Origin of the sequence: Bradyrhizobium sp., assembly GCF_049691595.1 — a bacterium.
Taxonomy (GTDB): domain Bacteria; phylum Pseudomonadota; class Alphaproteobacteria; order Rhizobiales; family Xanthobacteraceae; genus Bradyrhizobium.
Genome location: NZ_JBAVNZ010000405.1, coordinates 1 through 12,780 on the forward strand (window position 1 = coordinate 1; position 12,780 = coordinate 12,780).

Below are 12,780 nucleotides of genomic sequence, written 5' to 3' on the forward strand. Positions count from 1 at the left end.
GCTTTCAATGTGCCATTGTGCCAGGGCGCTGTGGCGCGAGATCGGCAAGATCGGACGGCTGGCCAACGCCGACGATTTTGGCCCCTGGGCGAAGTTCATCCAAACGGGCTGACGTTTTTTGGCCCCGGAGCCCTCAAGCGACGAGACATTGGTTTGGAGCGGGTGAAGGGAATCGAACCCTCGTATTCAGCTTGGAAGAGTTTCGGCGGCTGAATACTTTCAAGGCCCATTCGGACAAAAGGCAGCTCGAAGCGCGATTGAACCGCAATGGCTTTTCCCGCATGTCCGAATTGGGAGAAGCACCCAGGTCGACGCCCTCACCCCTCTCATCCATGGGCTGGAGGCGGTCAGTTTTGCCAGAACGGCGACTGCGAACCAACGGCCATCCTGAGACGTGTCGGGGGTTCGAGTCAGGGGAGCGCTACCGCCTTTCCCATGTCCGGTACGAAATGTCACCTATGTCTCGGGCCGCTCACACACCGACCGAACAAGAAGGCGCTGCCGTTTCTCCCACTATCAGCGCGTAGAGTGTAGATTAGGCGCGAGCAGACGTACACAGCTGCCCGTTACTCGACCGCTGTTGACTACTGCCAGACCATCGCGGGCAGGAGAAATTCCGAAAGAGCCGCTGATTAAGAGTCAGCTGCGTCACTCATGAGAAGCCAGCGAGAGATTTATGGATGCCAATCTCGGCTCCTCACCACGAGCGAGGAGTCACCGCACCAGTTTCGCACCAGAAACGACCTGATCGAAACGCAACGAACGCGACCAAAATCGAATAAAAGCACAGCAAAATCAACGAACCTGTTCGATTTCCCGCCGCTCATAACGGTCTGGTTGCAGGTTCGAGTCCTGCCGGGCCCACCAATGGAATCATGCTTACCAGATCCAATTTCACCACCGCTCCGGAAACGCCACCCTTCGTCGCTCATTGCCATACCTCAGCGGCTTGCAAACTAACGCTCGACGTTCGATCTGACCACGGCCTCTCTTTCACAATCGTGCATTCGGCGGTCTTATCGCTTGAAACGGACAAACCGTGCTGCGTGCCTGCTTCATCGTACGGCTCATCAATGGTCGTCGATACTTCCGAGACCGCTACCCCAATGTAGCCGACGTTTATCGACGAGGAACCAACGCAGTGGGACAAGATCATCAAGTCTGCCGCTATCACCGTCGAGTCTGGCCGCAGTTTCACTACGGCTTGGTCAAATCAAGGTGATACCGGGTGTGACGCAGCTCTCCGGTCCTGGTCAATGCGCCCTTCTCGACTAGGTCCTGCAAATCTCTTGTCGCGGTAGCACGGGACGTTCCGGTTATGCTGATATAGTTCTCTGCACTCAAGCCTCCCTTGAAGCCATCGATGCCTTCGCGGAATATCCGGGCGATGACTTTCTCCTGACGCTCGTTGAGCGTGCCGCGATGCTTCTCGTAGAACCTGGCCTTGGCGACGTAGAAATCGACACGCTTGATGGTGTTGTTCTGGGCCTCCAGAATCGTGTTCGCAAAATATTCGAGCCAGTTTGTGATCTTGGTCTCTTTGTTGTTGCGCTCCAATGAGGCGTAATAATCGTTACGCTTCCGCTCAATCGTATAGGCGAGCATAATCAGGCTGGATTGACCAAGATTTTGCGCGAGGGATTTTTCCGCGAGGGCACGGCCGATGCGGCCGTTGCCGTCTTCGAACGGGTGAATACACACGAAGTACAGATGGGCAATACCGGCGCGCGTCAGCGGCGACAACGGCGCCTTGCCTCGGGGGGCAGTATCGTTGAACCAAGTGACGAACTGCTTCATCTCGTCCGGCACGTGGCTGGACGGCGGAGCCTCGAAATCCACCGTGGGTTTATGGATCGGGCCGGAGACGACTTGCATTGCTTCGGTGTGCGTCCGGTAGCCGCCAATAACCTGGATGGATGTATCGCCGCTCAGCAACATGCGGTGCCAGTCGAACATCGTCTTGTCGGTAAGTGCGTCCGCAAAGCTGCGGTAGAGATCGACCATCATTTCCGCGATGCCGCGTTCAGCCGGTGTAATGCCCGGCCTTTCTGCTCCCAGCCCAAGCTGATGGCGCAGTGACGATTGGACGCTGTCGCGGTTGAGGATCTCGCCCTCGATTTCGGAGGTTTTTACGGCCTCTTCGCTGATAAGCTCGATTTTGAGGGTATCCCGATCATCGGCCCCGATATGTTTGAAAGCGCCGATGAATTCTCCGGACTGGAGCAGGAACCGCTTTTCCAGTGGCTCCAAAGCCGTTGAATCATAAGTGAAATTCGGCCAATCCGGCTTTTCCCAGTTCCAGCTCATGAGCTATAGTCATCCCCTCTATAGCTCATAATTACATAAAACATGAGCTATAGCAATGAACTCTATAGCTCACGGGTCCCGATTTAGGCGGCCTCGACGAAATCGGCGGCTTCCGCGCAGCTACCGGGTGAAGCAAATTTGCGTCACGCTGATGTTGGATAACGTTGGCTCAAGCCAATCTTCACGATGACGCAAATGGACGACAGAATTGCCGAACTCGCGGCGCAGCTAATGGCGCTGGAACGCGAACGCGCGGAGATCTTAGCTAAGATCAACACCCTGCGAATGGCACTGAGTGAGGAGCCCGCGCGCGTCAAAGTGGTCCCTTCGGCAAAAGCCGGCGATTCCATCGACCGGAATTCGGCAATCGAAAAGAAGATTGCTCTGTTTTGCCGGCTTTTCCGCGGCCGCTCGGATGTCTTCCCCATCCGTTGGGAGAATCGCACGACGGGACGCAGCGGCTACGCACCTGCCTGTGCGAATGAATGGCAGCGTGGGATTTGCGAAAAGGCCCCTCGCCCTTCGATCGCAGATTCGGCGGGCTCGTCGCACGAAACGGCTGGACTGCGTCGCGTGCCGACTTTCCAGCAAGCTCCGGTTCAGCCAAGGATCGATCGGTACAGGTCCAAATATCGATCGGCCATGATATCCACGGTGAAGCGTGCGGATACCGCGGCGCGGCACGCGGCGCGATCGATTTCGCCGATACGATCAATCGCAGCCACCGCCATGTCGAGGCTGTCGACCAGAAATCCGGTCACGCCATCATCTATCAGTTCGGACATCGATCCGCGATTGCAGGCGATCACCGGCGTTCCGCAGGCCAGCGCTTCCACGACCGACAGGCCGAATGGCTCATCGAAATTGATGAGGTGAAGCAGCGCGCGCGCGGCGCCGAGAGTCCTGGCGCGCACCGCTCCGCCGACCGGGCCCAGATAGACCACAGACCGGTCGTCGAGTGCGGGCGCTACCTTTTCATTGTGATAGTTCTGGTCCTGGACGATGCCGGCCATGATCAATTTCCGCCCGGATCGATGGGCGGCCGCGATCGCTTCGGCCGCGCCCTTGTCCGGATGAATGCGGCCGAAGAAAAGCAAATCTTCGCTGCGATGAGGATCGAACGGAAAGTCCTCCATCGGAATGCCATGGTGGATCGTTGCCGCATATCGCAAGTCCGGATGGCGATCGGCCTTGCTGATTGCGACATAGTGGACGCGATTTTCGTATTCCTTGAAGGCGGGCAGAATGCGCTCGGACGAGAAACCGTGGATTGTTGTCACCATCGGGGTCCCGACCAGCCGTGAGAAGGCGAGTGGTACGAAATCGGCATGGTTATGAATAAGGTCGAACTCGCCAGCCCGCTCAAAGACATGGGCGACGTGGAGCATCTCCCATACTTTTGCGTCGACCGAGGGATCCTCGGAATAGGGCGCCGGGCAAATGCCATCCAGTTTGGCAGTCGTCCTGCTGTCCCTTGTAGCGAACAGGGTGACGTCGACACCGCGCGCCACCAGCGCCTCGGTCAAGACGCTTGTCACCTGCTCCCAGGGGCCGTAATGGCGCGGCGGCGTACGCCAGGAGATCGGCGCCAGCATGGCGATACGCAAGCGATCATCCTTCTCTGCTTTGCGCTATCGGGCCTCGAGCACGACAGCCTCGTTCGACCGTAGCAGGACGGCGCCGCCTTCGACCAGCGCCGCATCCTCGATCGTGGAAAGAAGCAACCGGCTGTCGCGCGCCCAATCCGGCAACTGCAGTCGGTGCGGCTGTCCGCCGAGATTGAGCGCCACAATGAGCCGTTCCGCGTCGTACCGGCGCTCGTAAGCGAGTAACTCGTCTTCCACATTCAACAGCACGAAGTCACCGATCGACAGTGCCAGGTGATCACGTCGCAGACCAAGTAACCGACGATAAAGTGTCAGGATTGATTGCGAATCATCCGTCATCCGCGCCACATTGCGCGTCGGCCAGTCGGCATTGGGCGGCAGCCACGGTTTGGCCGTGGTGAAACCGGCATTTTCGGTTGCATCCCACGGCATCGGCGTCCGTACGGGATCGCGGCCCAACCCCAAACCGGGCTCACGCAACTCGCGGGGATCCCGAATCTGGGATGGTTCGATCGCGACATCGCTCAATCCCAGTTCGTCGCCATAGTAGAGCGTGGGCGTGCCGCGGAGCGTCAGCAACAACACCGCCGCGACGCGGGCCTGGGCCTGACCATGCCTGGTGGCAACCCGCGGTCGGTCGTGGTTGCCGAGCACCCAGTTTGGCCAGCCATCCGGCGGAAGCGCTGCCTCATAGTCGGTGATCAACGTCGCCAGGGAGCGCGCCTCCCACCGCGTGTCGATGAGCTGGAAATTGAGGGGGAGATGCACCCCCGGACGTTCACCGCCGTAATAGTGCATCAAGCGATCGACTGGCAGGTAGATCTCGCCAAGCAGAACCCGCTCGCCCTGTCCCTTTGCGCCATAGCTGTCCGCGATGTCACGCATCTCGGCGGCAATCGCGTGCACCTCGGGCTGGTCTGTCGAGTTGAGTTGAAGCAGGCGGTGCATTTCACCCATTTCGGGTCGATAGGCCGGGTTGGGCGGATTGTCCGGGAAGTCCGCGGCCTTGAGCAAGTGCCACAGCACGTCGATACGGAAGCCATCGACGCCACGGTCGAGCCAGAAACGCATCACATCATACATTGCCGCCCGCACATCTGGATGACGCCAGTTGAGGTCTGGCTGCTCCTTCAGAAAGGCGTGGTAGTAATATTGTCCGGTTGTCCCGTCCCATTCCCAGGCCGAGCCACCGAAATCGCTGATCCAGTTGTTGGGTGGTCCGCCGTCGGCTGCCGGGTCGTGCCAGATGTACCAGTTTCTTTTCTGGTTTTCGTGCGAAGCGCGGCTCTCGACGAACCAGGGGTGGTGGTCGGATGTGTGGTTAGGCACGAAGTCGAGCAGAACCTTGAGCCCCCGCCGATGGGCTTGGATGAGCAGGCGATCGAAATCGGCCAGCGTACCGAAGCATGGATCTACATCACAATAGCCGGCGACGTCGTAGCCGAAATCAACCATCGGCGACGGGTACATGGGCGAGATCCAGATCGCGTCGACCCCAAGACTGACAAGATAATTGAGCCGTCGTTCTATCCCTCTGAGGTCGCCTATGCCGTCATTGTTAGTGTCCTGAAATGACCTCGGGTAGACATGATAGATCACACACGCCTGCCACCAGAGCGCGGTCATTCAAACAGCGACTTTGGCATGAAGGTAGACCGCAGCAAGGCTCCAGCATCGGCGAACATCACCACCTCACTCCACCGGTAAGGGAAAGACGATCGAAAGGATACGCCCACGTTGTCGTCGCTGTCGATGAAACTCGTTGGAGATCAAGCTCGGCCGGCAAGTCCTGTACCCCGGTAACCGGCTCAACTGGTTGCCGATGAGCGGGCGCTTTGCGCACAAAAGCGGGGTTCCGACTTGCGCGGCTTCGCGAATGCCGGTGGAGGGGCAGCCAATCGCCCCGCTGACTGCGGGTTCGCGTAGCCGCACCAGTTTCGCACCAGAAACGATCGCAACGAGAAACAACAAATGTGTATCTGGCGCCCTCGTCCGCTGTTAGGATGTGACACCTTAAACTATGTTTACTGTTTACTTCGAACGTTGTCGGAATTGGTGACACTTCGATGAGCAACTTATCTCGGCGACAAATTTTGATTTTGGCGGCCTCCATTAGCGGTGTCGGTGCGAGGAGCCCAATTGCTGTAGCCCAGCAAGCCAAGCCCGGTTCGAGCAAGCGAGTTGCACTCGGTGGGTATGACCCGGTTTCCTATTTTGACCCGGGACGTCCGGAGCAAGGCTCGCCTCAATTCTCGTTCGATTTCGACGATGCTGTGTACCGGTTCAAATCAGCTGAGCATATGGCGAAGTTTGTTGCCGATCCGGAACGGTACGCACCCCAGTACGCAGGCTATTGCGCAATTACTCTGGCTGCAGGGAACACGGCAGAAGCTGACCCTGAAGCCTGGTCCATTTCAAATGGAAAGTTATACGTGTTTGGAGCGAAAGAGGGCGCCCGAAAATTCAACGCAAATGCGTCGGTCATCGTTGACACGGCTGATGCGAACTGGAAAAAAATCCACGAAGCCAAATGAGCCGTCGCGCTACAGGCCGGCTTTTTTCAGGGCCGAGGCTATTTTCTCGCGATCTTCAGGGTTTCGAAACTGGGATCCGAAATTCGAGCTGCTGAAATAGGGAAACCGCTGACGAACCTCGGAAGCCTGGCGTGCAGCATCTTCCGTCCGGCCAGCTACGGCATATGCGGCAGCGAGCATGGCATTGGGGAAAGAACTTCCCGGATAGCGTTCTGTTGAACGCTCAAACGTCCGTATCGCGTCTTCTGCGCGCCCGCTCAGCAGCAAAGCGGCCCCGAGATTGAAGAATGTCGTCGCCGAGAGGCTCGGCTGGAACTCGGAGGAGAGTTCAATCGCTCTGATCGCGCCTTCGAAATCTCCAGTAAACAGCAACGCGGCCCCGAGAAAGTTGTAGCTTTCCGGGTCGCTCGAATTCAGCGCCACCGCTCGCCTCAATTCGTCCAGCGCGCGGTCGTAATTTCCACGCCGCAGATGGACTGCGCCCAAAAGCGCATGGCCTCCGGCGCTGGTTTCGTCGATGGTGATCGCCTTGGCGGCGAGAGCCTCAGCCCGCTGTACCGCATCCGGGGGATTCGACGTCCACCCCTCCGTCACCGCTTTGAGTTCAACGAAACCCAATTCGACGTAGGCGGAAACGTATTTGGGATCGAGATCGATCGCTTTTTCAAACAATGGTCTTGCCTGAGAAACGCTCGTACGCGTCGCCCGCGCGTAAAGACTGCGCCCGCGCAGCGCCAGATCATAGGCTTCGAGACTGCTCGGGGGCTTGGTTGCGACCCGTGCGGCTTCCAGTGATGATATCCGAACCGCGAGCGTGCCCACGATACGACGCGTAATGTCTTCCTGGACGCTGAAAATGTCCTTTGGCAAGGCATCATAATTCTCCGACCAGACGAGGTTTCCGTGCGCGGCTTCGGTAAGGCGAATTGCAACGCGAATTCGCTCGGGATTCCGGCGTACACTGCCTTCCACGACGTAGCGTACATTCAGATCCCGGCCGACTTCCTCGGGTCGCGGCGACTTGTCCTTGTACGCAAAAACCGAATTGCGCGAGCGTACGGACATGTCCGAAAAGCGTCCGAGCGCCGAAATAATATCTTCCGTGAGACCGTCCGCAAAGTAATCATCTTGAGCGGGGGCAGAAAGGGAAAGAAGCGGCAAAACCGCAATGGAAACACGTTGCGGGGCGGCATTCTCGGGCGCCGGCGGGCCTGATGACGCCTGCGGAACTGGAGTGGAACGATGTAATTGTCCCCACCCAATTGCACCAGCGACGGCAATGGCTATCGCGACCGTTGCAATTGCATAAGTGCGCGCCGGTCGGCGCGGCTCGCGTGTGCTCCCCGGGGGAATATCCGGGCCGCTGGAAATAGCCTGCGGGGACATCGCAAATACATGCAGGGGTCTTGGAATGTTCTTAACGGTCTTCTCGCCGCAGTCCACAAAGGCCAGCGGAAGTTTCTCTCCGATCTGATCCTTGACGGTATGCGAAATACAAAGGCCGCCGGGCTCGCACAAAGTTTCCAGTCTGGCAGCAATATTGACACCGTCGCCAAATATATCCTTTCCATCAAAAATCACGTCGCCGACATTGATACCAATGCGCAGCAAGAACCGCTTGTCGTCAGGCGCCTCAGAGTTACGTTGGATCATTCCTCGTTGAATGGCGACTGCACAGGCAACGCCATCTACCGCGCTTCCAAAAACGACCAAAAGTCCATCGCCCGTGGTCTTGACGATGGTTCCACCGTGAGCCGCGATGGTCGGATCAATAAGAACCTTACGATGTGCCTTGAGGGCCTGAAGAGTTCGAACTTCATCCGCAGCCATCATTCGGCTATAGCCAACGACGTCAGCTGCCAGAATGGCCGCTAGCTTACGTTCGACATTTTGGTGACCAGGCAAAGTCGGAGCCTTCCAACGTTCTGGAATCCCTATCATACCGGTGATCAAGTGTTTACGGTACCATTCGACTTTGCAACAAGAGAGCGACGCCCTGACCGAGAGACAAAGCATCGATAGATTTCGCCCTATCGGGGCAATGTCAGCCGATGCCTGGTCCGCCACCAGTTATCCGCCAGAAACCCCGTGAACAAACCCGTACAGACGTGAATGATCTTGATCGGCAAACGCTGATTTGCTCGAACTTCCCGGGAGAGTGCTGCGCTCATAACGGTCGGGTTCCTGGTTCGAATCCAGGCAGGCCCACCAATGAAACTGGATTCCCTGTCAATCTTGAAAGGTCCCTGTTCTCGACCTGCTTGCCAATTCCGGTCAGGCGTCGAGGCTGATACGCAAGACGTATTGTGCGATCGGCAAACCTGTCGCCCCGGCGTTGCAAACCGGAAAGAGCGCGCGCTTGACCAGATCAAGCGGCGGATGCTGCACCGCACCTGCGGGCCCGCACCGTCGCCATCTCCGAGAACGCCTGTGATTTCAGGCATTCCGGCGATTTTGCAGCTCAGCCGGCAAACCGAAACTCAGGGGAACACGGCAGGCACGATGGCCGCTTCCGCAGGCCAAGACCCGCAGACTCCTGCTTTCCGTCACCCGGCAACAAGTATAAGCTGTATCCATCAGCGGCCTGATAGAACCTGCTGGAACGTCTGGGAAGCGAACGCTGGATAGGTTGTTTGCCGCGATGATACGGCTCGTCATCAAAACGAAAGCGCCTGACAAATTTCCGACTTGATCTAGGCCTCCTGTTCGGATGGCCGCGGAAAATTCAAGGTTGCGCCTTAACGACGACCACTGCGGCAGGCGATCCGCAACGGGTGATCGATAGCGAGGCCCGTCCACCGCGGGCATCGGGTTTCGTCACGTTGGAGGAGCCGAAATGGACCAACGGGAAGTGCGAGCCGCGTGGGAGAAGTTCGTCGAGCGCGGCGCCCTGTCCGCCGATCTGAGATCGTCGGTCGCCGCATCATGGCAGAGATCCAGAAACCATCGGGTCACGATCGACCGCGCGCGGGCACCGCTGGTCGAAGACGGCGAACTGTTTCGTCGTCGCACCAAGCACGCCGCGCTCCGTCATGCCGCCCGGTGCGCGCTGGAGAATTCAAAGACATTCCTGCGCGATGCGAATTCAATCATGATCCTGACCGATCCCACCGGGTTGATCATCGATACCCAGGGCGATGACCGGGTGATTGACGCCGGTCGCACGGTTCATCTGGAACATGGCGGGCGCTGGAGCGAGGCCGACATCGGCACCAACGCCATCGGCGCTGCGATCGCCGAATCCAAACCGGTGCAGATTCATGGCGCCGAGCATTTCTGTACCGAGGTGCAGCGATGGACCTGCGCGGCGGTTCCGGTTCACGATCCCAGTGACGGCCAACTGCTTGGCATCGTCGACATATCGGGCCCGGCACGCACCTTCAATCCGCAGAGCCTCGCTTTGGCCGTCTCCGTCGGCCATCACGTGGAAAGCGTGCTGGCACAGTCGATCCGACAGGAGCGTGAAGAGTTGCTGTGTCGCTTCCTCGCCAGGAGGCCGCTACGGTTGAATGACGAGTGCATCGTGCTCGACCGTCGAGGCGCGATCCTCCACGCCACCGAGCGCGCCCTGCGTATTGTCGGGAACAACGGTCGCGGCAGTGACGACGGTGCACCAACCGGCTTTTTGAGGACGCTTCCGTTCGATGAATGGCCGGTTAGATTGAAACAGCTGCTTCCGAACGCGAGTTTGGAACTGGTCAGGAACGAGACCTCGGGCATCGGCGCCATATTGGTGCTGCAGGCACGGCCGCGCTCGCCGTTCGCCGATCGCGACATTCAGAAGTTGCCGCCGGAAATTGAACGCCGCGAGACCGCGGGTTCGTCGCGCCCCCGGAAAAGCATGACGCGGGAATCTCGGCCGTCCGGGAGCGAACTGGGGAGTCCGACCTTCAGCTTTGTCGCCAGCGATCCCGTGATGCGCGCCATTGTCCGGCGGGTCGAGACCGCGGCGGTACGCAACATGCCGATCCTGATTCGCGGTGAGACCGGCACCGGCAAGGAACAACTTGCCCGCTACGCCCACGCCGCCAGCGGACGCTCCGGCGCCTTCGTCCCCGTCAATTGCGCCGCCCTCCCCGACAGCCTGATCGAGGCCGAACTGTTCGGCTATGCCGACGGTGCGTTCACCGGGGCGCGGCGCGGCGGAGCTACCGGACTGGTCCGGGAAGCCGACGGCGGCACGCTGTTTCTCGACGAGATCGGGGATATGCCGCTCGCGCTGCAGGCGGTGCTGCTGCGCCTGCTCGACGACTGGACGGTACGACCCGTGGGAGGTGGGGCAACCAAGGTCGATATCTTCCTGGTGTCGGCCACCAACGCCACCCTCGATCGGGCCGTTGCCGAAGGACGTTTTCGTCCTGACCTGCTGTACCGGCTCAACACCCTCGAGGTGACGCTGCCCCGCCTGCGCGATCGCGGCGATATCGATGCGATCGCACGCCACCTGCTCCGCTCCATCGATCCGGATTGCGAGATCACGGCGGCGGCCCTGTCACGACTGGTCCAGCGTCCCTGGCCCGGCAATATCCGGGAACTGCGCAACATGCTGGCCCGCCTCACCCTTGGCATGGCCGATGGCTTGATCGACGAGGCCTGCGCGGAAGCGGTCGATTGCCAGCCCGCGGCAACGGCGGCAGGATCGCTGCATGAGATCCAGCGCGCGCGAATACTGACGGTCTATGGCGAAACCGGCGGAAATATCAGCGAAACCGCGCGGCGTCTCGCCGTCTCGAGAAACACGATCTATCGGTCACTGGGACGGAGAATTCCGGAGGCAAGCCTGCCCGCAACGGCGCGGGTTCAAGCTGCCGCGGACTGACGCATAACGCCAGCCTTGAGCACCAAGCCCGCGAGGGACGCACCGCATTCGAGCCCCGTTGAGGCGTACCCTGATGGCCGCCGGCGCTTGAACGTCGCTGGCGGCCAATGACGGATTGCCTGGCTGCAATTCAAAACTACTTTGCGAATATCCACCGCTAGACGATCGATTCCATGAAACCTGTCTTATGGGAGTTGCCCCATCGTTCGTCATTCCGGGATGTGCGCTGGCCGGCGATAGCCGGTCGGCGTGCAGGCCCGGAATCGATAGCCCCGTGCGGTGGTTATGGATTCTCTGATGTGCAATTGCACATCAAAGCTCGCGCATGCCGCGCTCCGCGCGTCACACGCGCCCCGGAATGACGTTTGCTGGTGATGGTACAACCAACCGATATGATTCGAACTTCGGAAACGCTGGACTAGCCGCCTCACGAGCCTGAACCGGAGAAAAAGGATGGGAGTGAATGATGCCGTTCGATGGCTCCGGATAAGCTATTGGGCCGGAGCGATCCTCGATACGCTGGCTGCCCTGTCGATGCTCTCCCCGGAGTTGTTCGCTGCGACCAGCGGCCTGCAGAACTTTCATCCCGGCATCGAGTACCGCTACGCAATGGGGATGGGCGCCTCCCTGATGCTGGGTTGGACCGCGCTCCTCCTATGGGCGGATCGCAAGCCGCTTGAGCGAAAGGGCGTCCTGCTGATTACATTGCTTCCGGTTGTTCCTGGATTGGTGTTGAACGAGATCGTCGCGGTACGCGCCGGCTTTCTGCCGGTTTTGACGACAGTCCCGGTCTGGATCGCGCAGGCGCTCATCACCGGTTTGTTCACTTTTAGCTATCTGAACGTGCGGAAGCTCCAAATCGATTAACGGCCCGCGCGCAAGGAGTTGGTGGGCGTTCTTGCCCACGCTGCCGGGTATCGCCCGAGAGCGGTAGAATCCGGATTAGCTTTCCCGCCAACGGCTTACCCGGGGGTTAAGCGGTTGTTTACTCGGGACGTGTTTACTCAAAACGGTATTTTGTTGCGTACGAGTGAGTAACCATGTCCCGTGTCGCCGAGTTGCTTCGCTGGCGTCGCGCGCCGCAGGTCGCGGTGCTGACGCTGATGGCGGTTGGTTTTGCCGGCTGCAGCGCCGACATGTCGACGCGCCTGTCGCAGAATCAGTACTCCAATCCCTTTGCCTCGCAGCCCGAAGCCACCGGCTTGGTGCCCGCGCCCGCGGTCGAGCGCCGTGAACTGCCGCCATATGAGGGGCCGCAGACGCAATACCAGTCCCAGGCCCTGCCGCCGGCGGCGGTCGGGACGCAACATTCCTATGTGGCCGCGAACTCCGGCGTATCGCGTGGCGGCGGGATTGCCTCCTATGCGCTGCCGCAGACGCAATACCAGCCCCAGGCCTTGCCGCCGGCGGCGGTCGGGGCGCAACATTCCTATGCGGCCGCGAATTCCGGCGTATCGCGTGGCGGAGGCGGGATTGCCTCCTATGCGCCGCCGGTCCGTCCGCGGCTCGAGAC

General features: G+C 59.5%; 7 protein-coding genes and 2 pseudogenes. 5 read left to right on the forward strand and 4 right to left on the reverse strand.

Annotated elements, in window-relative coordinates; genetic code table 11:
- Positions 1-1,197: 1,197 nt before the first annotated feature.
- Positions 1,198-2,307 carry a Fic family protein gene (locus WCE35_RS17325; RefSeq protein ID WP_424594555.1) on the reverse strand — a complete coding sequence of 370 codons (1,110 nt, stop codon included), beginning with the start codon at positions 2,305-2,307 and terminating at the stop codon, positions 1,198-1,200.
- Between the two features lie 285 nt (positions 2,308-2,592).
- Here WCE35_RS17325 and WCE35_RS17330 point away from each other — a divergent pair.
- Positions 2,593-2,814: pseudogene (locus WCE35_RS17330) on the forward strand (TOTE conflict system archaeo-eukaryotic primase domain-containing protein); the annotation flags it as partial.
- A gap of 92 nt (positions 2,815-2,906) precedes the next feature.
- Here WCE35_RS17330 and WCE35_RS17335 read toward each other — a convergent pair.
- Both WCE35_RS17335 and WCE35_RS17340 read right to left on the reverse strand, forming a co-directional pair.
- A complete protein-coding gene (locus tag WCE35_RS17335; protein ID WP_424594556.1) occupies positions 2,907-3,914 on the reverse strand; it encodes a glycosyltransferase family 4 protein in 1,008 nt (335 codons plus the stop codon).
- 24 nt (positions 3,915-3,938) lie between these two features.
- The gene (locus tag WCE35_RS17340; RefSeq protein ID WP_424594557.1) at positions 3,939-5,540 is read right to left on the reverse strand and encodes an alpha-amylase family glycosyl hydrolase; all 1,602 of its coding nucleotides are present in this window, start codon (positions 5,538-5,540) and stop codon (positions 3,939-3,941) included.
- Positions 5,541-5,980: 440 nt separating this feature from the next.
- On the opposite strand from WCE35_RS17340, the gene WCE35_RS17345 reads away from it, so the two are divergent.
- Positions 5,981-6,448, forward strand: a complete 468-nt coding sequence (locus WCE35_RS17345) for a YHS domain-containing (seleno)protein (protein WP_424594558.1) — start codon at positions 5,981-5,983, stop codon at positions 6,446-6,448.
- Between the two features lie 9 nt (positions 6,449-6,457).
- Here the strand turns inward: WCE35_RS17345 and WCE35_RS17350 are convergent, their stop codons facing one another.
- Complete coding sequence (locus tag WCE35_RS17350; protein WP_424594561.1) at positions 6,458-8,464, reverse strand: adenylate/guanylate cyclase domain-containing protein; 2,007 nt, start codon at positions 8,462-8,464, stop codon at positions 6,458-6,460.
- 820 nt (positions 8,465-9,284) lie between these two features.
- Here WCE35_RS17350 and WCE35_RS17355 point away from each other — a divergent pair.
- The 3 genes and pseudogenes from WCE35_RS17355 to WCE35_RS17365 all read left to right on the forward strand — a co-directional run.
- Positions 9,285-11,267: a sigma-54-dependent Fis family transcriptional regulator gene (locus WCE35_RS17355; RefSeq protein WP_424594559.1), complete on the forward strand. Its 1,983-nt coding sequence runs from the start codon at positions 9,285-9,287 to the stop codon at positions 11,265-11,267.
- A 453-nt stretch (positions 11,268-11,720) separates the two neighbouring features.
- Positions 11,721-12,134, forward strand: coding sequence for a hypothetical protein (locus tag WCE35_RS17360; RefSeq protein WP_424594560.1), 414 nt, complete (start codon positions 11,721-11,723; stop codon positions 12,132-12,134).
- A gap of 173 nt (positions 12,135-12,307) precedes the next feature.
- Positions 12,308-12,780 (forward strand): annotated as a pseudogene (locus tag WCE35_RS17365) (hypothetical protein); the annotation flags it as partial.